The sequence below is a fragment of the Ensifer sp. ENS02 genome (assembly GCF_014851885.1).
Classification (GTDB): Bacteria; Pseudomonadota; Alphaproteobacteria; order Rhizobiales; family Rhizobiaceae; genus Ensifer; species Ensifer adhaerens.
Genome location: NZ_JACVAO010000024.1, coordinates 35,813 through 59,511, shown reverse-complemented (window position 1 = coordinate 59,511; position 23,699 = coordinate 35,813). Strand labels below are relative to the sequence as shown.

Genomic DNA, 23,699 nt, shown 5'->3' with positions numbered 1-23,699 from the left:
CTGCGCCGTCAGCCACCCGCGTGCCGTCGCGGCCGATTGCACCGCAGAGGCCAGGTCACGACACCTCCCGCAAAGACAGCGACCCAGACGACGACCGGTTGCAGCGGCAGCCTGACGGCGTGATACAGCCACTGCCAAGGAGCGACTTCCGGCGCACTCAGGCTGTCCAGCGCATGCTTGATATTGGCCGGAAAGACGAGCACCGCATAAAGGGCGAGCGCAATGCCGGCATATTTGCGAAGAGCCGGGATCAGCAGACCGATCGCTCCTGCGATCTCGCAAAGTCCTGTCAGCAAGATCACCTCTGGCGCGTCAGGCACCCACGAAGGGGTGATGGCGACAAAGGGCGCTGGAAAGGCCACGTGCAGAACGCCCGCCGTTCCATAGAGCGCGACCATGCCTGCCCTGCACCTCAACCGCCAGAGATCAACGCTCGCCATCTGCCGCGATCCGCTCTTCGAGCGTCCTTGCCACGGCGCTCAGATCGACTTTCCGGCCACTGATATTTTCGATCGCCGCGACGGCCAGATCGCTTGCGACATAGTCCGACTTGTGCCCGAGGTTGTGCACGACCATAAGCCTCGCGCCGCGGATATCCCGGGCCAGGTGCCGTGCATGCACATTGGGTGAGACAATCCTGTCGACATCGCCGGTGATGATGACCGTCGGCGCCTTGATCTTGCGGTATTTCCGACTTGCCGTCCGGGTCCAGTCGTTGAGTGCCGCCACTTCCTGGGCATTGTGCCGGAAGGCTGCGGGCCTGAGGGCCTGCAGTGTCCGGGCTTCACGCAGATAGTTTTCGGCATTTTGTTCGGCGCAAATGTCGCGCGGGTCGCGCTGCCGATCGCAAGAAGGCCGATTGGCGGGGCGATCAGAGTGCTGAAGAGCGCACCCGACACAGGAACGGCTGCTGCGTCATAATACCAGGCGACGCCGCCGTTCCAGGGGTAGACGGCTGGCGACAGGAAGACGAGACCGACAACCCTTTCGGGATGACGCACGGCAAGGGCCGCTGCGATCGCGCCGCCAAAGGAGTGGCTGACAATGATCGCCTTCGGAATCCCGCGCCTTGCCATAAGACTTGCGATGGCGTCCGCCTGTCCGTCAGGCAGTATGTTTTCAGGTCCGCCGACATCCGAGCCGCCATGTCCCGGCCGATCGACGAACAAAAGTGTCGCTCTTCCTTCGAGCTTCCCGCGAAAGGCATACATCGGGTCGTAAAGACTGGCGCTGGCACCGTGGATGAAAACGATCGGTGGCAGGCTCGTCTGCTTGCCGGGTTTAAGAAGTACGCTGTTCAGACTGAAGCCGCCGACATCGATGCGAACCGGCCGCGCCTCGTCCGCGATCGCCCTGAGCGGCTCGAAAATGGTCCCGATCAAAATCAGCAGGCTTAGGACTACCTGAAATCTTGCGCGCGCTTTCATGTTGCTCCTGAAGAATAGCGACCTCCAGGAATATACGTGTGAGAAGCGCAATCGGTTTTGGTCTCTAATCCGGTGTGGTTCGCGACAGCATCGAACACTATCCAACCGTCTATGCGGCGGAACTCCGTCGCATCGCCGAGAGCAGCGTCAAGGTGCGATGCCGAGTGACGTGTCGCGAGCCCGCATTCCTACCGGCTCGCCGGCGCGCGACCATAGAGCAGAAGCATCAGGATAATCACCACACCGTAGATGATCTGGCGCCCGGCTTCGGGCATCTGCGTAACGGAAAGGATCGATTGCAGGAGCGTGATCAGAATGACGCCCGCCACCGTACCGAGATAGGATCCCTTCCCGCCGAGGATTGACGTTCCTCCAAGGACGACCGCCGCAATGGCCGGAAGAAGATAGGCATCACCCATGGATTGCGCGGCCTTAGAGGCATAGCCCGCGAGCAGCACCCCGCCAAGGGCCGAAAGCCCGCCCGAGGCGGCAAAGGCAATCATGACGATGCGGCGGGTGTTGATGCCGGAGAGATAGGCCGCACGCTCGCGATTGCCGATGCCGTAGACCGCGCGCCCGAAGCCCGTCCGGCGCAGAAGAAAGACCATTGCCGCGCCGATCAGCGCCCAGATGAAAACCACGTTCGGAATACCGGGAACCAGAGCACCGGTGGCGAGATAGCGCATGGCTGCGGTGGCGGAATCCTGTGGCGAGAAACCGCCCGTGTAAACCACCATCACGCCTTGGGCGACGGCATTGGTCGCCAGCGTCACGATCATCGAGGGGATGCGCAGATAGGCAACCCCGACGCCGTTGATGAGCCCGATGCCGATGCCGCACAGGACGCCGAAGGGAATGGCAAGCGCTGTCCCGACCGGACCGTAGGCCGCGGCGGCACAGGCCATCATCGCGCCCGTGGCAACAGTCCACGGCACCGAAAGATCGATCTGGCCGAGCAGGATGACGAGCATCATGCCGGTGGCGATGATGCCGAGGAAGGACGCCACCTTCAATTGTTGCAGCAGATACTCCGGCGACAGGAAGCTGCGCGAATAGAGGCTGCCGAGCACAAGCAGCAGCAGGATGCAGCCGAACGCAGTGACCACCGCCGGGTCGAGATTGCGTATGAAGGTCGATTTGCGTCCGGTTGCGCCAGTCATTGCCGTCTCGCTCACAGGAACCACTCCAATCTATTGCGCACCCTGAAGAGCGCAAGGGCCCCGAGGCTGATGGCCGCCAGCAGGATCAATCCCTGGAACAGCGGTTGCCAGAGCGGATCGAGATCGAAAACGAACAACAGGTCGCCGATCGTGCGGAATGCCAGCGCACCGAAGACCGCGCCGATGGCGCTGCCCTTGCCGCCGAACAGCGAAACGCCTCCCAGCACCACGGCTGCGATCGAAAACAGCGTGTAGGCGTTGCCGCTGGCGAGTGCTGCGTCGCCGGTATAGGTAAAAAAGGTGAGAAACAGCCCCCCGAGAGCGGCGACCAGACCCGCAAGCGTGTAGGCGAGCAACTTGCCGCGGCGGATCGGCATGCCGGACATGTAGGCGGCCGTCTCGGAGGAGCCCACGGCATAGGCTGCACGCCCATAGACCGACCGGCTGAAGGGCACCCATATCACGACGACTACCGCTGCAAGCGCGACGAGGCTCGCCGGCACAACTGCGAAAATCCGGCCGGTCAGGGCATCCGCGAGCCCCTCGTTGACGGATCCGCCGGGAAAAGGCCGCAGCAACAGGGCAAAGCCGAAATAGACCGCCCCCGTTGCGATCGTCGCCACGATCGGCTGCAGCCGCCCATAGATGACAATGGCGCCATTGATCGCGCCGCAGGAGGCCCCAACACTCAGGACGACGAAGACGCCGAAGGCCGTCTCAAGCGGCGAGCCAACGACCAGCCACGAGGCCAGGCAGTTGGTGAGAAGGAAGATCATGCCGACCGAGAGGTCGATGCCGGCGGTGATCACCACCATGGTTTGAGCCATCGCGACAAAGGCAAGCAGCACGCCTTTGTTGGCGGCCGTCTGGATAACGTTGGCGGTGAAGCCGGCCGGATGGTTCGATGTGTAGATGATGAACATCACCACGAAGATCGCAACCGCCGCCAGCGTGCCCCGATGCTCCGTCAGTCGGTACCGCCAGTCGTTCATTGGATGGGCTCCCGGTGGCTTGGGTCTGCGGACGGAATGTTGAGTGCGCTCGCAATCAGCGCGCGCTCCGTTATCTCAGGGCCCGCCAACTCCCGTTTTACCGCCCCGTCATAGAGCACGAGGACCCGGTCGCAGCAGCCGATGAGTTCGGCATAGTCGGTCGAATAAAAGAGGATAGCCGCGCCTTCGTCCGCCAGACGCCGCAAGAGCTGGTAGATCTCCTGCTTGGTGCCGACGTCAATGCCGCGCGTGGGGTCGTTGAGAAGGACGATGCGCGGCTGCCGCATCAGCCATTTCGCAATGACGACCTTCTGCTGGTTGCCGCCCGAAAGCGCCCCGACCGGCGCGTCAATGTTGCCCGCCTTGATGGACAGCAACGTCATCATCCGGTCGATAGCGCTCTCTTCTTTGGCGCGATCGATGATCCCGCCGCGCGTCAGCCGGTCGAGAGAGGCGAGCGAGAGATTGTCACGCACCGTCATCGGCAGCATCAGCCCCTCGGTCTTGCGGTCCTCGGGAATGAGCGCCATGCCGATGCCGTGCCGGCGCGCCTGCGCAGGGCTGCCGATGCTGATCGCTCTGCCGTCGACGAGAACCGTGCCGCGCAGCCCGCGCAAGACCCCGAACAGCGCCAGGAGGAGGTCGCGCTGTCCCTGCCCGTCCAGCCCGCCGAGACCGACGATTTCGCCTGCACGCAATGAAAACGAGATGTCGTGAAGACGGTTCGCCCAGGACAGATTTCGCGTCTCAAGGACGGGTGCCGCTGGTGCAAGCGGGCCCGGCTTGGGTGGATAGACGCTATGATATTCACGACCGATCATCATCTCGATGACCTCGCTGTCGCTCCTCGTCCCTGCCGCGTAGCTTGCAACCTTGCTGCCGTTTCGAAACACGGTGCAATCGTCTGCCAGTTCCGCAATCTCGTTCATCCGGTGCGAGATGTAGACAAGCGCCAGCCCTTCAGAGCGCAGCCGCTTCAACACGGCAAAGACCTTGGAAACATCGGCCGCCGTGAGCGCCGACGTCGCCTCGTCGAGAATGAGGATGCGTGGCTTGCGCGCGAGCGCCTTGGCGATCTCGACGATCTGCTGGCGCGACAGCGGCAGGTCCTTGACCAGCGCCAGAGGGTGGATGTCTGCCGCACCGGCGCGCGCCAGCGCCTCTTCTGCCAGACGCCGCTGGGCCTTGCGGTCGATCATGCCGAACCGGGTCGGCGGATTGAAAATGACGATGTTGTCGGCAACGCTGAGTTCCGGGATCAGCGACAGTTCCTGGAAGACGCAGGCAATGCCGGCGGCGTTGGCGGCGGCCGGTGACGCAAACGTCACGGGCTGTCCATCGAGCGTCATCTGCCCCTCGTCGGCGGCCACAACGCCCGCCATGATCTTGATGAGCGTCGACTTTCCGGCACCGTTCTCGCCGAGAACGGCTTGAATGGCGCCGGTCCTGACGGACAGTTCGGCATTTTCAAGCGCCCGCACCCCGCCGTAGCGTTTCGATATGCCTTCCATGCGAAAGAGCGGTGCGCCGCTTTCCATTGCGCTCTCCGGAAAACCGTTGTTGACGACAGGGCACTGCACAGCTGTGCGGTGCCCTGATCCTGATCGAACTACTGGTTATCCTTGCTCTGCTTCATGATCTCCTGGGCGGAGAAATTGATCCCGCAGGTGGGGAACGAATTGCCGACGAAGAAATTGTCGGACTCCGCCTGGAAATAGTCCTGGCCTTCCTTGAAGTTCGGATCTTCGACGATGGCCAAGGGCAATTTGACCGACTGCGGCACCACCTGGCCCTCGAGCGCGGCAATCGCCGTCTTGATGGCGACGGCCACTTGCGCGGGTCCGGTTCCAGCCGACGAGCATTTCAGGCCGTCGGCGGCATGTGCCGCACAGAACTTGCGAAATCCGTTTTCGGTTTCGCCGCCGAAAGGCACGAAGGGGTGCTTTGCGTCGATCATCGCCTGAACGATGCCGGTGTCGCCGCCCTGCCCGGTAATGCCGTCGAAGGGGCCGCTGGTTGCGATTGCGTCCGCAGTCACCTTCTGGGCGACGCCGTCGTCCCATTTGCCCATGACCTCGACGACCTCGAACTTCTTGCCCGACGCCTGGAGCTTCTCATGGATGCCGTCGTGCCTGTCGGTATCGACAGACGTGCCGGCGACACCGCGCACCTCAAGCACCTTGCCGCCATCAGGCAGATGTTTGACGAGCCAGTCGCCCCACAATTGCCCGAGCCCCTTCTGGTCGACGTTGACGTTGATGGCGTCCTCGGTGTCGAGGATGTTGTCGAAGGCGACCAACACCACGCCAGCTTCCTTCGCCCGCTTGATGACCGGCGCAAACGCCGTCGGATTCTGGGCATTGACGACGATCGCGTCATAGCCGGAGTCGATGAAGTTGTTGATCGCCGAGATCTGGGCCGGCACATCCTCGCCCGTCGAAACGACCTTGAACTCCTTCAGTTTGGCTGCGACGTCGGGTTGAGCGGCATAGGCCTTGGCGGTCTGCACCATCTGGATACGCCAGGTGTTGGCGATGTAGCCGTTGGCAAGTGCGATGCGATACGGGCCGTCCTTTTTCGGGAACTTGAAGAATTTCGTGTCCGCCGACCACGGCGCGAAACATTCCGGCTCGGCTGCAGGCCCTGAAACGATTTCCGGATCTGCATAGGCAGCAGATCCCAGCATGAAAAAGGCAGTGGCGGCAACGATGCCGCCAGCGAGTGACTTCACCATCGACATTTCCTCCCATTGGCGCGCCACTTGTTTGTTCTCCAGCCCGGGGATGAACTCACCCTCGAGCGGCACGAACTCCTGCGGCACCGGCACGCTGGATGCCTGCGTTCACCATTGACGAGGCGCTCTGGTCTCCTCCCGAAAACACCGCTGTCTCTTAATTAGGTAGCGCTACCACATGCGATTGTAAAGTAACATTTGCGGATTATTGAGAACCGAATATCACCGGTTTAAGATCAAAATCAGCGTGATTTCGGCGTCTTCGAAGGAAGCCTATTCCCTTCCGCAATGATAGCGCTATCATATCGCGACGCTTAAGAATGCGTTCTTTGCCGCATGAGAGACCCCATGGCCGAGGATTTCGAGATCGTAGACCCGCGCTTTGCCCGGCTGGTCAACCACAGCGCCCGCGTGGAGCAACTTTATACGGGGTGTCGCTGGACCGAGGGGCCGGCCTATTTCGCCGCCGGGCGCTATCTCGTCTGGTCGGACATCCCCAACGACCGGATGCTGCGCTATGACGAAACCGATGGGCATGTGAGCGTCTTCCGGCAGCCGTCGAACTTTTCAAACGGCAACACCACCGACCGACAGGGCCGCCTGGTAACCTGCGAGCACGGCGGCCGCCGCGTGACCCGCACGAACCATGACGGCAGCATCACAACCATCGCCGATCGCTGGAACGGCAAGCGGCTCAACTCACCGAACGATGTCGTCGTGCGCTCCGACGGGTCGATCTGGTTTACCGATCCTGCCTACGGCATCGAGAGCGATTACGAAGGCCACAAGGCGGAAAGCGAAATCGGCGCCTGCCATGTCTATCGCGTCGACCCGGCGACGGGCGCGGTCACTGCCGTCATTAAAGACATGGTGCGGCCGAACGGCCTTGCCTTCACCCTTGACGAAAGACGGCTCTACGTCGTCGACACCGGCCGGACGCACGGCCCTGACCTTCCGGCGCATATGCGTGTCTTTAATGTTGATGAAGCGGGCTCCGTGTCGGGCGGCGAGGTCTTTGCCGATTGCACCGCCGGGCTGTTTGACGGCTTCCGTCTGGATGACGAGGGCCGGATCTGGACAAGTGCCCGCGACGGCATCCACTGCTATCACCCGGACGGCACTCTGCTCGGCAAGGTCAGAGTGCCTGAAAACACCGCCAACTGCGTGTTCGGCGGGCCGAAGCGAAACATCCTCTACATCTGCGCAACCAGTTCGCTTTATGCCGTTCGGCTGATGGTCAACGGCGCACGTCTCTACTGAGGCAGGAGGTCAATCATGCCGTTCGGGCGGATCACCATCGTACGAGAGGTCCTCGGCGACGATCCTTCGGTCAAGAAAGCTGCGATCGCAAGCAAGGTCGTAACGGCGATTGCCGAAGCGACCGGGCTTGCCGAGCGTGAAATTTCCGTCGTCTTCGATGAGGTCGACGCAAGGAACTGGTATGTCGGCAACACCGATGTGGAGACCTTGCGCGCGCGCAACCGGCAGGGATCGACGTGACGGACGACATCGTCTCCAGAGACCAGGGGCGCAAGGCAAGCCGGCGCGGCAGTGGCAGGCCGACGATCGCCGACGTCGCCAAACTGGCCGGCGTCGCGGCGATCACCGTCTCGCGCGCGCTGCGCGACCCATCGCTCGTTTCGGCCGAACTGCGCGCCGAGATCGATACGGCGGTGATCCAGCTTGGCTATGCGCCCGATCCCAATGCTCGCGCGCTCGCGTCCGCGCGAGCCGATGTGATCGGCGTTCTCGTGCCGTCGCTGACGAACATCGTCTTCGCCGACACCCTTCGAGGCATCTATGACGGGCTCGGCGACGGCCCGCTGCAGATCCAGATGGGCAACACCCACTACTCTCCACGGGAAGAGGAACGGCTGATCCGGATGTTTTTGGGCCAGCGGCCATCGGCGTTGATCGTGTCCGGTATCGACCAGACCGAAACGACCCGCAAACTGCTCGAGAGCGCGGATTGCCCCATCGTGCAGATCATGGAATATGGCGAGGATCCGGTCGATATGCTGGTCGGCTTCTCCCACTTCGATGGCGGCAAGGTGGCCACCAATCATCTGATCGAGGCGGGATATCGCCGCATCGGCTTCATCGGCGCCCGAATGGATCCACGCTCGCAGCGCCGCCTCGCCGGCTACCGCTCGGCGCTCGAGGCCGCACAGTCCTTTGATCCCAAGCTGGTGACAACCACGTTGACGCCGTCTCGCGTCTCGCTCGGCGGGCAGCTCCTGGCCGACGCATTGGCAAAGGTCGCCGATCTCGACGCCGTCTTCTGCAACAATGATGACTTGGCCATGGGCGTGCTGTTTGAATGCCAAAGGGCAGGCATCGCCGTGCCGCACCGCATGGCAATTTGCGGCTTCAACGACCTCGACATGATGCACGTCGCCTATCCGTCGCTCACCAGCATCCGCACGCCGCGCTATCAAATCGGCCGACAGGCTGTACAGATGGTGCTTGATCGACTGGCTGGCCTGCCAATCGCATCGCCAATCGTTGACCTGGGCTTCGAGCTCAAGGTACGTGAAAGTACGATGCAATGACAACGCACCGCGCTGGAACCGAGCGGATCGGAACATCCGGAAACTTGCCGCAGACACCTCATCGCCTCGTCAATACCTCTGCTTCGAAGGCTGAGGCCTTGGTGGTATCGTCGGGCGGCTAGCTACCGCCCACTGAAGCGTCCGCAAATTGCCACCATGAACTGAGCTTTAGTGCCGATGTGCGGAATGTTCACCGAGCACGGCTACGGCAACGTCGAGTTCGGCCTAACTGCGCTTTGTTCGCGACAATGATTGTCGAGGATGGGTGGTGCTGAAGCCGAGCGCGACGATCAGGCAATTGATTAAGCGGCCCGTTCGTCTGGATTTCATCCTAGCCGGCTAAGGATCTTCACCGCGGCTCGATGGAGGTCGGCGTTTGCAGCCATCAACACGGTGTCGTACCGTGTCGCATCCGCAAGAGGCTGCCCATCCCAGTCGGTCACGATGCCGCCTGCAGCCAGAATAATGGGCATCTGTGGCAGGATGTCGTAGTCGAAAACATTGCTTTCGACGAGTAGGTCGATGCCGCCCAGCGCCAGCAGCCCGGCCGCGTAGCAATCGTGAGATATGCGGGTGAAGCGTACCTTGGCAGTCAAGGCATCGAAGCGCTCGTGGCGCGCGCGGTCGAACTGCTCAAGGGCCGAGGTGTAGAGGATCGCCTCGCCGAGCGCGGTCTTTTCGCTGGTGCGGATCGGCTCCTCATTAAGGGTCGCGGAGGAGCCTATGCCGAACCATCGTTCGCCGGTGATCGGCTGATTGATCATGCCGAGGACAGGTTTGCCGCGATGGAGCAATGCGATCTGTGTGCCGAAGGCGAGCGAGCCGGAGATGAAGGACTTCGTGCCGTCGATCGGGTCGAGCACCCACACCCATTCGGCATCCGTTCGGCATGCGCCGAATTCTTCGCCCCTGATCCCGTGGTTGGGAAACTGCGCCTCGATCATGCGCCGCATCGTGGCCTCGGCGTCGCGGTCGGCAATGGTGACGGGGCTGGAGTCTGCCTTGGCGTCGACGACAACACGCTTGCGGAAGTGCGGACGGATGACGCTGGCAGCGGCATCGGCCATGGCGTGCGCAAGTGCCATGTAGGGCGGTGGGCAGTCAGGCTCATGGGTCATCGTTCTATCCTCAAAGCTTCGGCAGCAATCTGATTGAGCATGGTTCTTACGGTTTCGAGCTGCCGATGAGCGGCGATGGCCTCTTGGCGCAGCCGCGCGCCAAGGTCGGTGGTCCCGATGTCCGTGAAACTCGCGGAGCGAGCCGCGATGAACGGGTCGCTTTCCTCCGAGGGGAAGCGCAGGGCGGGCGCGAAATAGCCCTCCTCTTCCTCGAGCCCGAAGCTTAAGACCTGCGCACGGTCCTGGCCAAGCAGAAGCAGGTCCACGAACATCGCATGCAGCGGCAGATGGCCGGTGCCAGTTTGGCAGGCGAGGTGCGCCCAGCCGTCGCGATCTTGCTGGACGAGGCAGTCTTTGACATGCACTTCGGTCACATAGGGTGCCTGTGCGGCAAGCGCCGGCAACGGCAGCTCATAGGCATTGATCATGTTGCCGAAGTCGAACAGCAGGCCAAGGCGCGGATTGGCGACAGCCTTTACGATGCCGATCAGCTCCTCCGACTTCAGGTCCTCGTGCTGTTCGAGCGTGTAGCGAAGCCGCCCCTCGGGATCGAAGGTCTCCAATCGTCGCAGATCAGCAATCGTTTGTGAGACAATTTCCGAGACGCGTCCCTCGTAGCGCGGATAGCAACGCAGCGACGTCGCGCCAGTGGCAAGCGCGATACGTACCGCATCAAAGAGACCTGTCTCCTGCGTCGTGCTGGTCTCGATATGGAGCTCCAGTCCGAACTGCTCGACTGCGGCACCATATTCAGAAAGCGCTGCGTCTGACATACCGGCGAGACTGGCTGCCTCGCCGTCCTCGACATGGACCTTGAGGCCGACGAGCCGCTGCTCATAGGCGAATTCGGCAAGCTGCAGCGGTGTCACTCCGCCAAAACGCATGTTGAGATGAAAGGCATAGGCGTGCGCAAACAGCGGCGCGTTGCGCGCCCGCTCCGCCAGCCGGGCGCGGGCCGGGCCGGAAAGGGTGGCAATTTTTGCGCGCCAGTCCGGCGACGCCAGATCGTCAAACGTCGTTTCGGTCAAAGAGCCGGCTCCTTCACAGGCGACTTCAAAGCTGAGGGAACATCAGGCGGCAAGCACCAGAAGATCGCGATGCGGCAGGCTGACCTCTACGGTGGTGCCAACCGAGGGCGGCGGCCTGTCGGGCTGGTTGAACGTATCGAGCGAAACGAACTGGCCCCCGACCGCCACTTTGATGCGGATCACTGAACCGAGAAAATGCACTGCTGCAATTTCGCCGGAAAGGACGACGCGATCGCAGTCGCTGCGCCCCAGTTCGACCGATTCTGGACGCATCGCCAGGCTGATGCGCTCGCCGGGCCGACCATTAAGCGGCTGGTCCAGCGCCACCGGGACACCACCAAGCCGCACCTTGCCGGTGGTCGCATCCAACACGTCGGCGTCGAGAAGATTGAGCGTACCGACGAATTGCGCAACGAAGCGCGTCGCCGGCCGGTTGTAGATCTCGAACGGCGTGCCGAGCTGGTCGGCGACGCCCTGGTGCATGACCACGACGCGATCCGAAATGGACAGCGCCTCCTCCTGGTCATGCGTCACGAAAATGGCGGTGATGCCGAGATCGCGCTGGATTCGACGGATCTCGTCACGCAGGCTAATGCGAACCTTCGCGTCCAGAGCCGATAGCGGCTCATCGAGCAGCAGCACTTGCGGGCGCGGCGCCAGTGCGCGCGCAAGCGCCACACGCTGCTGCTGGCCGCCGGAGAGCTGGAACGGATAGCGCCCCCCGAGTTGAGGCAGGCCAATCAGATCCAGCATTTCACCGACGCGCCGTGCAATGGCCGCCTTGCCCTCACCCGCGACCTTGAGGCCGAAGCCTATGTTTTCCGCCACCGTCAAATTTGGGAAAAGTGCATAGGACTGGAACACCATGCCGATATTGCGCCGGTTGGCGGCAAGCCCTGTCACCTCCCGTCCGTCGATGCTGATCGCGCCTGATGTCGGCGTCTCGAAGCCGGCGACCATGCGCAATACCGTGGTCTTGCCGCAGCCAGACGGGCCGAGGAAGGAGACGAACTCCCCTTTTTCGATGTCGAGGTTGAAATCCTTGACGACACGGGTCGGGCCAAAGGATTTTTCCAGGTGATGGATATCTAGAAAAGCCATGGTCAACGCCTCACGGTGGAGAATTTGGAGAAATGGGTGACAAGCTGGATCAGGGCCATACAGGCCCAGGTGATGGCGAAAGCGACAACGGCGAGCGCCGAGGGTTCGTAGGCGCGGTTGCCACCCATCCAGACCATGTAAGGGCCGAACGAGCCGACGTTGAGCAAGGCGGCAAAGACATATTCGCCGATGACGATCGCGAAGGTCAGGAAGGCGCCGGATAGCACCGAGACAAAGACGTTTGGCAGGATGACGACGGCAAGGATCCGCGTCCAGCCGGACCCCAGGCTCTGGGCCGCCTCCGTCAGGCTGCCGACATCGATGGTGCGCAGGCCCGTGTCGACGGAGCGATACATGTAGGGCAGCGACAGTGTCGCATAGCCGAACAGAAGGAGGAGATTGGTACCCCACCAGCTTCCTGTGAGCGGCAGGACGGAGGATGTATTGTAGATGCGGATGTAGCCGAAGACGATGACGATCGGCGGAATGACCAGTGGCAGCAGCGTCAGGAACTCGACGACCGGGCGCAACCCGGGAAACCGCAGCCGGACAAAATAGGCCGTCGGCACGATGAGCAGGATTCCAAGAACGATCGTGAGCAAGGCCAGAACGACGGAGTAGCCGAAGGTTTGCTGGAACTGCGGATCGGCCAGCACGACGCGGTAAGCTTCGAAGCTGTAGCCATCGCGCTGCATGCGCATGGAGAAGTCAAACATGCCGACGAGCGGAAGGAGGAAATAGAGCCCACCCAAAGCGACGGCGAGCCAGGACCAGACGCGCCTTTCCCTCATTTGACCCACCTTTCCGCGCGCATGCGCAGGAGGATATAGATTGCGTTGGCAATGGCGGTGAGAAGGATCATGGCAAAGGCGATCGCATAACCCAGATGCGGATCATTGAGCACGTCACCGCGGATCTGGGCGAACAGGACGATCGGCGCGATCGAGAGCGATGAGCCGGTCAGCGCAATGGCGGTCGCAACTGCTCCAAAGGCATTGGCGAAAAGCAAAGCCAGCGTGCCGAGAAGCGAGGGCCAGAGCACTGGCAACGCCACCAGGCGCCAGTACTGAAAACCGTTGGCGCCGAGACTTTCGGCCGCCTCTCGCCATTCGCGGCGCAGCCCCTCCAGTGCCGGCGTGATGATCAGCACCATCAGCGGGATCTGAAAATAGAGGTAGGTAAGGGCCAGTCCGAGGAAGGAGACGATGTTGAAGCCGGCGCCATAAAGATTGATGCCGAACCAGTGGCGCAGCAGCATCGTCACGAAACCAAGGCGGCCGAGGGTTGCGATGAAGGCGAAGGCGAGCGGCACGCCGGCGAAATTCGAAGCGACGCCTGAGAAGGTCAGGATGGCATTGCGAAGGGGTCGCGGAAGGCCGCCGAGCGTGATGGCAGCGGCAATGAGGAAGCCGAACAGACACCCGAGCGCCGCTGTCAGCAGGCTGAGCTCGATCGAGATCCAGAAGGCCGATCGTATGGATGGCGCAAGAAGCTTACCGAGGTTCTCCAGCGTCATCTGTCCCTCAGCGTTGCGGAACGCGCCGAGCACGATGTTGAGCGTGGGCAGGATGAGGAACAGCGTGGCGAAGACGAAGAAGGGGGCGACCCCGAACCAGCTGAGAACCTGTCGTGGCCGGAAGACGGCCGGCAGGGATGCGACGCTTGTCGTCATCGGATTTGTCCCTGGGAAAATTGCGCCAAAGGGGGGCGAGAGGCTTCACGACCGGTGAAACCTCTCTCTCAAGCGGAGGATTACTTCACGTTGGCGCCGACCACCTTGTCCCAACCCTCGACGATCGCCGTCTTGTTGGCGGAAAGCTCGTCGACCGTCGGGAAGATCGCCTTTTCATAGGCTTCGGCAGGCGGCAGCTTGTCGAGCAGCTCCTGCGGGAACTTGCCAGCCTTCAACATGGCATTGAAGCGCGCCGGGTGGCAGTAGCCCTTCAGCCAACCGGTCTGGCCTTCGTCGGAATAGAGATATTCCATCCAGAGCTTGGCGGCGTTCGGGTGTGGCGCGTAGGCCGAGATTGCCTGAACATAGACCCCGGCGACCACACCGCTTGCCGGTACGACGACGTCCATCGGCGGGTTGCCCTTCAACGCGTCACGCCAGGCCAACAGATTGTAGTCCCAGGCGGCGACGATCGGGGTCTGCCCCTGCGCGATCGTGCCGGCCTTGCCGAGCACAGGCACGAAATTGCCGGATTTGTTCAGTTCCGCAAAGAGCTCCAGGCCCTTGCCGCCCGATTCCGTTCCAGGCTTGGCGCCCCGCGAGATGCCTGCCGACATCAGCGCCAGGATGGCCTGTGCCGAAGACCGTGGATCGCCGGTGAGTGCGACAGCCCCGGAGTACTCCGACTTCGACAGATCCGACCAGTCGGCCGGTACAGTATCAAGCAGGTCCTTGTTCACACCGAAGGCCATGACGCCGTAGTAGTCGCCGTACCAATAGCCTTGCTCGTCCTTGATGTTTTGAGGAATTTCGTCCCAGGTCGCCACCTTGTAGGGTTGAAGGAGGCCCTCCTTGGCGGCAGCCGGCGCAAAAGCCAGGCCCAGATCGACGACGTCAGGCGCCTGCGAACCCGTGTTGCCCTTGTTCGCGCGGATGGCTTCGAGCTCGTCGGCGGTACCGGCGTCGGGGTTCAGTTCGTTGACTTCGATGCCCGGATACTTCGCCTTGAAGCCGGCAATGACGTCTCCGTAGTTGCACCAGTCGTGCGGAAGCGCAATGACGGTCAACATGCCTTCCTCCGTTGCGGCAGCGACCAGCTCTTGCGATGCCTCAGCCTGGGCAAGACCCGGCAGGGCCGCCGCCAGGGCGAGTGTGGAGACGAAGGCGCGACTGGTTGCACGCGATAGAAGCTTGTTCATGAATTCCTCCTGTTGACCGTCGACGACGGATCGTGGGCGATGGCTGCTTTTTGTCCTTGCATCCGGTCGTCGGCACCGCCGCCTTTCCCGGTTCCCCCGCACCTTGTCTGCGTCCTGCGAAGGGCTGCATCGGTGCGTTTTCGTGTAGGGACAGGATGTAACAATTGGACGACGAAGAAACGTCCATTATGGTGCATTCTACTGTACCAATTTTTGGAGGCGCACCGGTGGTCAAACAGCTTGAAGGGCCAATCCTGCCTTTCCTTCGCCTCGACGCGGCAGTCGCCCTGCCGAAATTCCGCCAGGTGCAGGACCAATTGCGCATGGCGATCCTGAAAGGGCACCTGCGCGCCGGAACACGGCTCCCTGCAAGCCGAATCCTTGCCGAGGAGTTGGGACTGTCGCGCCAGACGCTGGTGCGGGTGCTCGATAACTTGAAGGCGGAGGGCTATCTGGAGGCACGACAGGGTGCCGGTACTTTCGTCTCGGCCGCCTTGCCGCGCCAACCGGCAAAGCCGCTGTCGAGGCCGACCCGCCACGATGTCGCCGACCGCGCGCCGCCGCGGCTATCGCGAATTGGCGACCTGTCATGCCGGATGTCGGCCGATATCGGCCAAATGGAAGACAGGCCTTTCCTCCCCAACCGTCCGGCGCTCGACCGGTTTCCCTTCGCTGTGTGGAGGAAATGCTGGAACGCCGTGACGCGCGGCGGCAAGGCCGTGGCCATGGGCTATGGCGACGTCGCAGGCGAACTGGTGCTTCGCCAGAGGATCGCCGAATATCTGGCCCTGCACCGGCGCGACCCTTGCGATCCCGAACAGATCGTCATCACGCCCGGGGGGCACGCCGCCTTCACGCTTTCGGCTTTGGCGCTTGCCGATCCTGGCGACGGGATCTGGTTCGAAGATCCGGGGCCGGTGACCACCAGCAACCTGTTTCGCACGCTCGGGCTGCAGCTGTGTCCGGCCGATGTCGATGCAGACGGCATGGATGTCGAGGCTGCGATGGCTCGCTATCCCGACGCGCGCCTCGCCTTCGTCATGCCGTCGCGCCACCACCCGCTCGGCATCACCCTATCGCTTCCACGCCGGCTTGCCCTGCTCGAATGGGCGCGCGCGAGCGACGCCTGGATCATCGAGGACGACTACGACAGCGAATTCCGCTACGACGGCGCGCCTTTGCCTTCGATGCGCTCCATCGACAGCGACGACCGGGTGATCTACGCGGGCAGTTTTAGCAAGGCGCTCTATCCGGGCATCCGCGTTGGCTTTCTCGTCCTGCCACCCCAACTCGTCGGGACATTTCGCACGCTCTCGGGGCTGATCCACCGCAGCGTCCCGGTGGAAACCCAGCTCGCACTCGCCGAGTTTATCGGCGGCGGTCACTTTGCCAGCCATCTGCGCCGGATGCGGGGCCTTTACGCCGAGCGCCGCGAGGCTTTCATGTCAGCCGGACGAGATGCGCTTGCCGGACTTGCCCGCATCGACTGCTCCGAAAGCGGGCTCAATGCACTCGCCTGGCTGGAGGGCGGCCGGGAAGACCAGGCCTCCCACCGCGCCGTGCTCGATGCCGGACTGCAATGCTATCCCCTGTCCGACTACACGATCGCGACACCTCAGCCGGCTGCGCTCATTCTGGGCTATGCCGGCGTTCCGGCGGATCGAATGAGGCCTCTTCTTTTCCGGCTGGCCGATGCGATCGCCCGATCGCAAGGCCGCATCGGGCGATCAGGCGATTGAGGAGCCTTTCGACCGCCATGGCCCAATCCTCCGGATCCTCGTCATCGCCGCGAAGCCGCCGGGCGACCACGTAGCCGATACCGCGCAACATGACGCACCGCCCTTTCCAAGGATCATTATTGCCGGACGGCGCGAAGCGGCTTTCCACTGCGCTGGGTGACGCCAACGCCGGGGGCGACGCCGACTGCGGCGTTGGAAGCCGCAAGCAGTGGCTTGCCGCGCACCATGTCGGAGGCGCGTTCCGCCAGCATGATCGTCGGCGCATTGAGGTTGGCGTTCGGCTCTGACGGAAAGACGGAACTGTCGATCACCCTCAGCCCGTTGATGCCGCGGACCTTGAGCTCGCTGTCGACGACTGCCATTCCGTCCTCACCCATACGGCAGGAGCCGCAAGGATGGTAAGTGCTTTCCATTGTCTCGCGCACCCAGGCGTCGATCTCGTCGTTGCTTCGAACATCCTTGCCCGGCGCCATTTCCTCGCCGCGGAAGCGGTCGAAGGCCGGCTGGGCGATGATTTCGCGCGTCAGCCGCAGGCAGCGGCGGAAGCCCTCGCGGTCCTCCTCGCGGTCGAGATAATTGAAAAGGATATCCGGTTGCTCATGGGCTTCCGGAGAGCGTAGCCGGACATAGCCGCGGCTCTTCGGCTTGTTCGGACCGGTCAGCACCATGAAACCGTGGCCGTCGAGCGGCTTCTTACCGTCGTAGCGCATGGCGGCCGGCAGAAAGTGGAACTGGATATCCGGCCATTGCAGCGACGCGTCGGAGCGAATGAAGCCGCCGCTTTCGAAGTGGTTGGAGACCGAAAGCCCCTTCTTGAGCAAGAGCCATTCGGCCCCAATCAAAGCCTTGCTGAAAAGCCCCATCTTGCCGTTGAGCGTGATCGGCTCCTTGCAGGCATACTGGATGTAGACCTCGGAATGATCCTGCAGGTTCTCGCCGACCCCTGGCAGATCGTGCAGCACGGGAACACCGGCCTTCTGGAGCACGGCGGCTGGCCCGATACCGGAGCGCTGCAACAGGTGCGGCGATCCGATCGGTCCGGAGGAAATCAGCACCTCGCGGTTGGCGCGCACGACATGGCGCTCGCCGCCGAGCTCGTACTCGACGCCAACGGCGCGCTTGCCTTCGACAAGCACGCGCCGCGTCATCGCATGGGTGATGACCGTGAGGTTTGGCCTCTCCATCGCCGGCTTAAGATAGGCGTTGGCCGTCGACCAACGCACCCCGTCCTTGACGGTCATGTGCATCGGGCCGAAGCCCTCCTGCATGTGCCCGTTCGGGTCGTCTGTGGTGATGTAACCCGCCTCGCGGCCGGCATCGACGAAGGCGCCATAGAGCGGGTTCTTCATCCCGTTGCCGGCATTGGTCGCAAGCGGACCTGAGGCGCCGCGATAGCTGTCGCCTCCGTCCTGCCAGCTTTCGGCGCGCTGGAAATAGGGCAGGCAGTTGGCGTAGCGCCAGCCGCGCGCGCCAAGTTCCTCCCACTCGTCGAAATCGCTGGCGTGGCCGCGCATGTAGACGAGCCCGTTGATCGAGGACGAGCCGCCGATGACCTTGCCGCGCGGGCAATGCACGCGCCGGCCGTCGAGACCGGGCTCCGGCAGGGTCATGTATTTCCAATTGTACTTCGTTCCGTTCATCGGGATCGAAAGCGCCGTCGGCATCTGGATGAAGATCGACTTGTCGCTGCCGCCGAATTCAAGAACCAGCAACCTGGTCGACGGGTCCTCCGAAAGGCGGTTGGCGAGCACGCAGCCGGCCGATCCTGCGCCGATGATGATGTAGTCGTAGGTGTCGCTCATGGCGGTCTTCTCCAGGCGTTACGGGTATTGGCCCCAACCACGGCCACGGGCAAAAAGCCGCGTGAGCACGTAGTGGGTGGCGCCTGCGGCAAGGCAGGACGGCACGGAGGCGGTCAGGTATTTGAAGGCCGGCAGGCTTGCCAGCGTCTGCGGATTGAAGACGGCGACATAGACGATGAAGCCGACCGCAAGGGCAAAGAGCCCGATGGGGTTGAAGCCCGCCCAGAACCGATAGGGTCCGTTTTCCTGCGGTCCGTGCAGGCTGCGCATGTCGAGCTTCTGGCCACGCAGGAAGAAGTAGTCGGCGATCCCGATACCGGCGAGCGCGGAATTCAGCGCCGAAGTCCAGACGAGGAAGATGAAGAAGCCGTCATACATCTGCGGGTAGAAGACCACGAGCCCGAACGGGATGAGGCAGAAGAGGAACAGGATTGCGCCCCAGGAAATGGCGCGAACCGATGCGGTTCCGACCTGCCTGAGGCCGACGATCGACGTGTAGAGGATGTTTGCCATCGAGGTCATGTTGGCGAAGGCGACGAAAAGCAGCGCGACGATGCCGATCATCGGACCGGCGATCTTCGTCATCCAGATCGTCGGATCGCTTTCGCCGAGTGCGACTGCTGCAAGCAGGCCGACAATTTCGCCGAGTGCTGCCGCCCCGAAGATACCGAGAACATTGGGCCAGAAGGCGGTGCGCTCGTTCTTCGTCAGCCGCGCCAGATTGCCGATATAAGGCCACCAGGAGAAGCCGGCTGCCAGATTGACCTCGACCGCGACGATGAAGTTCAGCGTCTTGTCCTCGAAAGGCGGCGCAAGGGCCGGCAAGGCCAGAAGCTCGCCGATCGAATGATGGCTGAGAATGAGGTAGAGCATCGCCACCATCAAGAGGACCAGCGCCGGCGACACGACCATGTTGAAGAACTTGATCGAGGTCGGCCCCTTGGCGACGATGAACCAGGTGAGCAGGATTGCGCCGATCGCGGCGATGATCATCTTCGCGCCCGTCGGATTGGCGGCCTCACCGGCGCTCAGCGCCATCAGCCCGTCGATCGAGCGACCGAACATCATCGCGAGAACCGCAAGCCACCCCATGGTGAGAATGACGACGGCGAGCACATAGACGACGCGGCTGCCGTTGTAGCCAAACTGGCTGCGCAGCGCCACGAACTGCTCAACGCCGTAGCGGCCGGTCATGGTGGTGGTGGCGAGCGCCGTCAGCACGACGCCGACGATGTTGCCGATGATAATGGCGGCGATACCCTCCTTCGGCCCGACGAAGAGGCCGACAGAGCCGCCGATCAGAAAGGCCCAGGTGGCAATCGCCAGTGCCGAATTGGCATAGGTGAACTCCCAGAAGCCCCAGAGCCGTTCAGACGGCAAGAGGGGCGCATCGCCGCGCTCGGCGGCAGCACGATTACGGGCGGCCTCTTCCTGTTCCGTCTTCAAAGTGGAGAGATGTTCGAGTGCGACATGATCGGTCATCTCAAGCCCCCCAGAGCCAGAAGCCGACGACCAGCACGAGCGTCAATACCGTCATGCCGGTGTAGTCGAGCGCAGTCATCGTGCCCTCGAAGCGGTCGCCCGCCTCGATATCTTCATAGATGCGGGCGCGCCGCGCCAGTTCGCTCTGCCAGGCGATATCGTTGTTTTCCATCGTCGTTCCCCTTTTCGCGTCGCGCCTTCTGGCGTCTTTCCGCGAAGTCCATTGCGGCTCCATCAGCCGCCGATCTTCGGAAGCGGATAAACCCGCTGCCGGCTACCGAACCGTGACGGGCTCGGAATAGAAGGGCAGTCGGTCAATCCTCGGCGACCAGCTGCCGTTTTCGACAACACGCCGCACATGGGCGGCAATCTCCTCCATCGGCGCGAACCAGACGTCACCGCGCGTGAGAACCTGTTCGAGGAAGCGATGCACCACCTCCCAGCGGGCAAGCCGGCCGGTGGCAAAGGGATGCACGACCGGCACCCACAGCGCGCCGTGGCGATAGGCCGCCTCGAACTCCTGCGAAAAGGCGGCAAAGCCCTGCTCCGGCGCGCGGATTGGCATCATGTAGTCGAGGTCCATCGACTGGACATATTGCGGCCAATCGTCGAGGCCCCAGTGCGACGGCAGCTCGACGAGGGCGCCGGCGTCGCATTCAAGCAGATAGGGAATGTCGTCACCCATCAACGAAGCGTCGTAGGCAAAGCCCCGCGACACCAGGAGGTCAGCGGACCGGTGGGAAAAATTGTAAAGCGGCGCCCGCCAGCCACGCGGTCGCTTGCCGCTCGCCTTCACGATCACCTCGATGCCGCGGTCGAGCCAGTGCGCCTCTTGCTCGTCCGAAAGTTCGCGGGGGTGCTCGTGCAGGAAACCGTGATGCGCCAGCTCGTGGCCGCCTTCCAGAATGGCCTCGATCGCCTGCGGATATTGCTCGATGCACCAAGCCGGCACGAAGAAGGTCTGCTTGATGCCCAGTTGCCGATAGCTCTCGACAATGCGCGGGATCGCGACCTTCGGCCCGTATTGCAGCATCGAGATCGCCGATACGCGGCTGTGGCCATCCTTTGGATGGGCGATATGGACGAGGCTGTCGGCATCCATGTCGAAGGTGATGGAGGCGGCGCATTTGGCGCCGTTCGGCCAGGGAATGGGATTGGCTATCATGGCATGATGCTCCCGCCGTTGCTGCCGATCCCCTGGCCGGTGAAGTAGCGCCCGCCGGAGCCGGCGAGAAACCGTGCGAGTTCGGCGATCTCCTCGGGCTTGCCGAAGCGCGCAAGCGGTATCGCCAGTTCCCTGGCACGCCATTCGGCGCTCATGTTCGCCGCCCCAAGCATCTCGGTATCGATCGGACCGGGGCAGATCGCATTGACCAGCACGCGCGGCGCAAATTCCTTTGCCCAGGAACGCACCAGACCGAGCACGCCGTGCTTGGACGCGACATAGGGCGAAAAGGTCTCGCGGCCGTAATAGGCCATGTCGGAGGCAATCATGATCAGCCGCGCGGGCTCCTCAGCCGTTCCCCCCATCAGCCCCAATGCCATCTTGCCGACGAGGAAGCTGCCACGCAGGTTGATGGCGATGACCCGGTCGAAATCCGCAACGGGTGTTTCAAGCAAGGGCGCTTCATGAATGACGCCGGCGCAGTGGACGACGATATCCAGTCCGCCGAACGTCCGTTGCACCACCTCGCCGATGGCGGCGACCGAACCTTCGTCTGAGACATCGCAGGCAAGCGTCAGGGTTTCCGTAGCCCCTGCCTGTACGGCCGAAATCGCCGTCTCGTCCGGTTTGCGAATATCGGCAAGCGCAACCCGAGCTCCTGTCGCTGCGAATGCCAGGGCGCAAGCAGCCCCAATACCGCGATAGGCGCCGGTGACAAGAACGCGCGCACTCATGCCATCACCTCGCCGCGGTCGAGCATCAGCGCCTGGCCCGTCATGTCCCTTGCGCCATCGGAAGCGAGGAAGAGATAGGGTGCAGCGAGGTCTTCCGGTTCCAGGAGGCCCGGCAGAACCTGGGCTCCCACGATCTCGTCCAGCAGGTCCTCCTCGCTGCGCCCGGTGCGCAGCGACATGTTCTTCAGCGACAGCATCGCCGCCTCGGTGCGCACCCAGCCGGGGCAGACGGCATTGACACGAATGCATCGTCCCCCAAGTTCCTTGGCCATCACCCGGGTGAAGCCGAGATTGGCATGCTTGGAGGCGATATAGGCGGAGAACTCCGGCACCGCGACACGGCTCCAGATCGACGCGGTGACGACGATGCGGCCCCCCTCGCGCATGTGAGGCAGCGCGTGGCGGGTCACATAAAAGGTGCCGTTGGTGTTGATGTCGGTGATGCGTCGGAACGTGTCTTCGACACCGTCGTCTTCGTCGGTCACCGGCGTAATGCGCTCGAGCCCGGCATTGTTGACGAGCACATCGATGGGACCCAGCGGCGCGAGTGTCGCCTTAACGGCAGCACTGTCGGTGATATCGCATTCGAGGGCCTCGATCCTGCGACCGAAGCGTTCAGACATCTCGCGGGCGGCCTCGTGAATTCCACGGCCGGAGGAAAGAATGGTGACCTCTGCCCCGGCGGCGGCAAAACCTTCCGCGACCGCGCGGCCGATGCCGCGGCTGGCGCCCGTCACCAGCACGTGTTCGCCGGAAAAATCGTAAGCGATACGACCCATGGTCTCAGCCTCTCTTGGCGTGCATGACGCGGCCGATGAGGTTCATCAGCACCTGGGCGGCGAGGATCGAGGTCGAGCCTGAGTGGTCGTAATCCGGCGCAACCTCGACCAGGTCGATGCCGACGATGGTGCCGCGCCTGGCGAGTATCGAGAGGATCTCCAGCACCTCGTAATAGATGAAGCCGCCATGGGACGGCGTGCCGGTGCCCGGCGCAATCGAGGGATCGAAGCCGTCGATATCGATCGTGACGTAGTAGCGGGCTCCGGCCGGCACGCGCGAAGCAACCTTCTCCGTGCCGAGCGCGCGGATCTGGCGCACGGACAGGATATCCGAGCCCATTGACCGCGCATTCTCGTAGCCTTCCTTGGCCGTCGAGGAAACGTTGCGGATGCCGAACTGCGAGAGCCCGGAGACATAGGGCTTCTCGGCGGCCCGGCGCATGGGATTGCCGTGGCCGTAGCGAACCCCGTGCCGCTCGTCGACGAAGTCGAGATGCGCGTCGATCTGGACGATATGGATCGGGCCGTGTTCAGCACAGTCGTCTTCAAACGCGTTGATGCAGGGGATGTTGACCGAATGGTCACCGCCGAGCACCACCGGAAGCGCGCCGGCGGCCAGGATCTTGCGCACGCCGAATTCGATGTTGGCATGGCTCTTCATCGTGTCGGTGTGGACGATGTCGGCGTCACCGATATCGACGATCGAAACCTTGTCGCTCGGCAGGTAGGTGACGTCGTCCTCGTGATCGTAGGCGCCCCCATGGCCGAAGGAAAACAGCGTCGATGCCTCGCGGATGGCTCGCGGCCCGAAGCGGGTGCCGGCGCGCCATTGCGTACCGCAGTCAAACGGCGCGCCGAGGATCGCCACATCCGCATCGATCGCATCCCAGTCCGGCTGGTAGGGATATTTGCCGAAGGTGCAGATGCCGACGAACGGCAGGTTCAGCCGCCCGGTTTCATAGGAATTACCCGCCATGTCTCTCCTCCTCAGGATGAAGGGAGTGTGTGGAAGGTC

General features: G+C 62.7%; 22 protein-coding genes and 1 pseudogene. 4 read left to right on the top strand and 19 right to left on the bottom strand.

Annotated elements, in window-relative coordinates:
- Positions 1-8 precede the first annotated feature (8 nt).
- From IB262_RS32280 to IB262_RS32255, 6 genes and pseudogenes are all read right to left on the bottom strand, one after another.
- Entirely contained in the window at positions 9-440 is a 432-nt protein-coding gene (locus IB262_RS32280) for a hypothetical protein (protein WP_060520819.1), read from the bottom strand.
- Positions 427-1,427: pseudogene (locus tag IB262_RS32275) on the bottom strand (alpha/beta hydrolase). The gene IB262_RS32280 and the pseudogene IB262_RS32275 overlap by 14 nt, the downstream one beginning before the upstream one ends.
- A gap of 188 nt (positions 1,428-1,615) precedes the next feature.
- Positions 1,616-2,587 (bottom strand): ABC transporter permease, encoded by a 972-nt coding sequence (locus IB262_RS32270; protein ID WP_110819009.1) that lies wholly within the window; start codon positions 2,585-2,587, stop codon positions 1,616-1,618.
- An 11-nt stretch (positions 2,588-2,598) separates the two neighbouring features.
- The gene (locus IB262_RS32265) at positions 2,599-3,579 is read right to left on the bottom strand and encodes an ABC transporter permease (RefSeq protein ID WP_192371500.1); all 981 of its coding nucleotides are present in this window, start codon (positions 3,577-3,579) and stop codon (positions 2,599-2,601) included.
- On the bottom strand, positions 3,576-5,117 hold the full coding sequence (locus IB262_RS32260; RefSeq protein WP_192494329.1) for a sugar ABC transporter ATP-binding protein: 1,542 nt from the start codon (positions 5,115-5,117) through the stop codon (positions 3,576-3,578). The genes IB262_RS32265 and IB262_RS32260 overlap by 4 nt, the downstream gene beginning before the upstream one ends.
- A gap of 71 nt (positions 5,118-5,188) precedes the next feature.
- Positions 5,189-6,313 carry a sugar ABC transporter substrate-binding protein gene (locus IB262_RS32255; protein ID WP_034798635.1) on the bottom strand — a complete coding sequence of 375 codons (1,125 nt, stop codon included), beginning with the start codon at positions 6,311-6,313 and terminating at the stop codon, positions 5,189-5,191.
- Positions 6,314-6,661: 348 nt separating this feature from the next.
- On the opposite strand from IB262_RS32255, the gene IB262_RS32250 reads away from it, so the two are divergent.
- The 3 genes from IB262_RS32250 to IB262_RS32240 are packed head-to-tail and all read left to right on the top strand — an operon-like array spanning position 6,662 to position 8,865.
- Positions 6,662-7,573, top strand: a complete 912-nt coding sequence (locus tag IB262_RS32250) for an SMP-30/gluconolactonase/LRE family protein (protein ID WP_060520824.1) — start codon at positions 6,662-6,664, stop codon at positions 7,571-7,573.
- A 15-nt stretch (positions 7,574-7,588) separates the two neighbouring features.
- Positions 7,589-7,813, top strand: coding sequence for a tautomerase family protein (locus tag IB262_RS32245; protein WP_060520825.1), 225 nt, complete (start codon positions 7,589-7,591; stop codon positions 7,811-7,813).
- The gene (locus tag IB262_RS32240; RefSeq protein WP_244496935.1) at positions 7,810-8,865 is read left to right on the top strand and encodes a LacI family DNA-binding transcriptional regulator; all 1,056 of its coding nucleotides are present in this window, start codon (positions 7,810-7,812) and stop codon (positions 8,863-8,865) included. Before IB262_RS32245 ends, IB262_RS32240 begins: the two co-directional genes overlap by 4 nt.
- 326 nt (positions 8,866-9,191) lie before the next feature.
- Here the strand turns inward: IB262_RS32240 and IB262_RS32235 are convergent, their stop codons facing one another.
- From IB262_RS32235 to IB262_RS32210, 6 genes are all read right to left on the bottom strand, one after another.
- Positions 9,192-9,983 carry an inositol monophosphatase family protein gene (locus tag IB262_RS32235; RefSeq protein WP_060520826.1) on the bottom strand — a complete coding sequence of 264 codons (792 nt, stop codon included), beginning with the start codon at positions 9,981-9,983 and terminating at the stop codon, positions 9,192-9,194.
- A complete protein-coding gene (locus tag IB262_RS32230) occupies positions 9,980-11,011 on the bottom strand; it encodes a TIM barrel protein (RefSeq protein WP_060520827.1) in 1,032 nt (343 codons plus the stop codon). Before IB262_RS32230 ends, IB262_RS32235 begins: the two co-directional genes overlap by 4 nt.
- Positions 11,012-11,053: 42 nt before the next feature.
- Complete coding sequence (locus IB262_RS32225) at positions 11,054-12,112, bottom strand: ABC transporter ATP-binding protein (RefSeq protein ID WP_192494328.1); 1,059 nt, start codon at positions 12,110-12,112, stop codon at positions 11,054-11,056.
- Positions 12,113-12,114: 2 nt separating this feature from the next.
- Positions 12,115-12,903 (bottom strand): ABC transporter permease, encoded by a 789-nt coding sequence (locus IB262_RS32220; protein WP_060520829.1) that lies wholly within the window; start codon positions 12,901-12,903, stop codon positions 12,115-12,117.
- Complete coding sequence (locus tag IB262_RS32215) at positions 12,900-13,784, bottom strand: ABC transporter permease subunit (protein ID WP_060520830.1); 885 nt, start codon at positions 13,782-13,784, stop codon at positions 12,900-12,902. The genes IB262_RS32220 and IB262_RS32215 overlap by 4 nt, the downstream gene beginning before the upstream one ends.
- 80 nt (positions 13,785-13,864) lie before the next feature.
- Positions 13,865-14,983, bottom strand: a complete 1,119-nt coding sequence (locus IB262_RS32210; protein ID WP_060520831.1) for an ABC transporter substrate-binding protein — start codon at positions 14,981-14,983, stop codon at positions 13,865-13,867.
- A 227-nt stretch (positions 14,984-15,210) separates the two neighbouring features.
- Between IB262_RS32210 and IB262_RS32205 the strand changes: the two genes are divergently transcribed.
- Entirely contained in the window at positions 15,211-16,722 is a 1,512-nt protein-coding gene (locus IB262_RS32205) for a PLP-dependent aminotransferase family protein (RefSeq protein ID WP_060520832.1), read from the top strand.
- A 116-nt stretch (positions 16,723-16,838) separates the two neighbouring features.
- On the opposite strand, the gene betA is transcribed toward IB262_RS32205, so the two are convergent.
- The 7 genes from betA to speB form a co-directional block, all read right to left on the bottom strand.
- Entirely contained in the window at positions 16,839-18,524 is a 1,686-nt protein-coding gene (betA, locus tag IB262_RS32200; protein WP_192494327.1) for a choline dehydrogenase, read from the bottom strand.
- A gap of 18 nt (positions 18,525-18,542) precedes the next feature.
- The gene (locus IB262_RS32195) at positions 18,543-20,006 is read right to left on the bottom strand and encodes a cytosine permease (protein WP_060605019.1); all 1,464 of its coding nucleotides are present in this window, start codon (positions 20,004-20,006) and stop codon (positions 18,543-18,545) included.
- 1 nt (position 20,007) lies between these two features.
- Complete coding sequence (locus tag IB262_RS32190) at positions 20,008-20,178, bottom strand: hypothetical protein (protein ID WP_089046047.1); 171 nt, start codon at positions 20,176-20,178, stop codon at positions 20,008-20,010.
- Positions 20,179-20,280: 102 nt separating this feature from the next.
- A complete protein-coding gene (locus IB262_RS32185) occupies positions 20,281-21,171 on the bottom strand; it encodes a polysaccharide deacetylase (protein ID WP_060520835.1) in 891 nt (296 codons plus the stop codon).
- Entirely contained in the window at positions 21,168-21,905 is a 738-nt protein-coding gene (locus IB262_RS32180) for an SDR family oxidoreductase (protein WP_112772678.1), read from the bottom strand. The genes IB262_RS32185 and IB262_RS32180 overlap by 4 nt, the downstream gene beginning before the upstream one ends.
- Entirely contained in the window at positions 21,902-22,684 is a 783-nt protein-coding gene (locus tag IB262_RS32175) for an SDR family NAD(P)-dependent oxidoreductase (protein WP_192439277.1), read from the bottom strand. The genes IB262_RS32180 and IB262_RS32175 overlap by 4 nt, the downstream gene beginning before the upstream one ends.
- Before the next feature lie 4 nt (positions 22,685-22,688).
- Positions 22,689-23,660, bottom strand: coding sequence for an agmatinase (speB, locus tag IB262_RS32170; RefSeq protein WP_113188112.1), 972 nt, complete (start codon positions 23,658-23,660; stop codon positions 22,689-22,691).
- Positions 23,661-23,699 lie beyond the last annotated feature (39 nt).

Excerpts from the sequence above, each read along its gene's own strand:
- IB262_RS32280 (WP_060520819.1), bottom strand. The coding sequence starts at position 440 with ATGGCGAGCGTTGATCTCTGGCGGTTGAGGTGCAGGGCAGGCATGGTC.
- IB262_RS32270 (WP_110819009.1), bottom strand. The coding sequence starts at position 2,587 with ATGACTGGCGCAACCGGACGCAAATCGACCTTCATACGCAATCTCGAC.
- IB262_RS32265 (WP_192371500.1), bottom strand. The coding sequence starts at position 3,579 with ATGAACGACTGGCGGTACCGACTGACGGAGCATCGGGGCACGCTGGCG.
- IB262_RS32260 (WP_192494329.1), bottom strand. The coding sequence starts at position 5,117 with ATGGAAAGCGGCGCACCGCTCTTTCGCATGGAAGGCATATCGAAACGC.
- IB262_RS32255 (WP_034798635.1), bottom strand. The coding sequence starts at position 6,313 with ATGGTGAAGTCACTCGCTGGCGGCATCGTTGCCGCCACTGCCTTTTTC.
- IB262_RS32250 (WP_060520824.1), top strand. The coding sequence starts at position 6,662 with ATGGCCGAGGATTTCGAGATCGTAGACCCGCGCTTTGCCCGGCTGGTC.
- IB262_RS32245 (WP_060520825.1), top strand. The coding sequence starts at position 7,589 with ATGCCGTTCGGGCGGATCACCATCGTACGAGAGGTCCTCGGCGACGAT.
- IB262_RS32235 (WP_060520826.1), bottom strand. The coding sequence starts at position 9,983 with ATGACCCATGAGCCTGACTGCCCACCGCCCTACATGGCACTTGCGCAC.
- IB262_RS32225 (WP_192494328.1), bottom strand. The coding sequence starts at position 12,112 with ATGGCTTTTCTAGATATCCATCACCTGGAAAAATCCTTTGGCCCGACC.
- IB262_RS32220 (WP_060520829.1), bottom strand. The coding sequence starts at position 12,903 with ATGAGGGAAAGGCGCGTCTGGTCCTGGCTCGCCGTCGCTTTGGGTGGG.
- IB262_RS32215 (WP_060520830.1), bottom strand. The coding sequence starts at position 13,784 with ATGACGACAAGCGTCGCATCCCTGCCGGCCGTCTTCCGGCCACGACAG.
- IB262_RS32210 (WP_060520831.1), bottom strand. The coding sequence starts at position 14,983 with ATGAACAAGCTTCTATCGCGTGCAACCAGTCGCGCCTTCGTCTCCACA.
- betA (WP_192494327.1), bottom strand. The coding sequence starts at position 18,524 with ATGAGCGACACCTACGACTACATCATCATCGGCGCAGGATCGGCCGGC.
- IB262_RS32195 (WP_060605019.1), bottom strand. The coding sequence starts at position 20,006 with ATGACCGATCATGTCGCACTCGAACATCTCTCCACTTTGAAGACGGAA.
- IB262_RS32190 (WP_089046047.1), bottom strand. The coding sequence starts at position 20,178 with ATGGAAAACAACGATATCGCCTGGCAGAGCGAACTGGCGCGGCGCGCC.
- IB262_RS32185 (WP_060520835.1), bottom strand. The coding sequence starts at position 21,171 with ATGATAGCCAATCCCATTCCCTGGCCGAACGGCGCCAAATGCGCCGCC.
- IB262_RS32180 (WP_112772678.1), bottom strand. The coding sequence starts at position 21,905 with ATGAGTGCGCGCGTTCTTGTCACCGGCGCCTATCGCGGTATTGGGGCT.
- IB262_RS32175 (WP_192439277.1), bottom strand. The coding sequence starts at position 22,684 with ATGGGTCGTATCGCTTACGATTTTTCCGGCGAACACGTGCTGGTGACG.
- speB (WP_113188112.1), bottom strand. The coding sequence starts at position 23,660 with ATGGCGGGTAATTCCTATGAAACCGGGCGGCTGAACCTGCCGTTCGTC.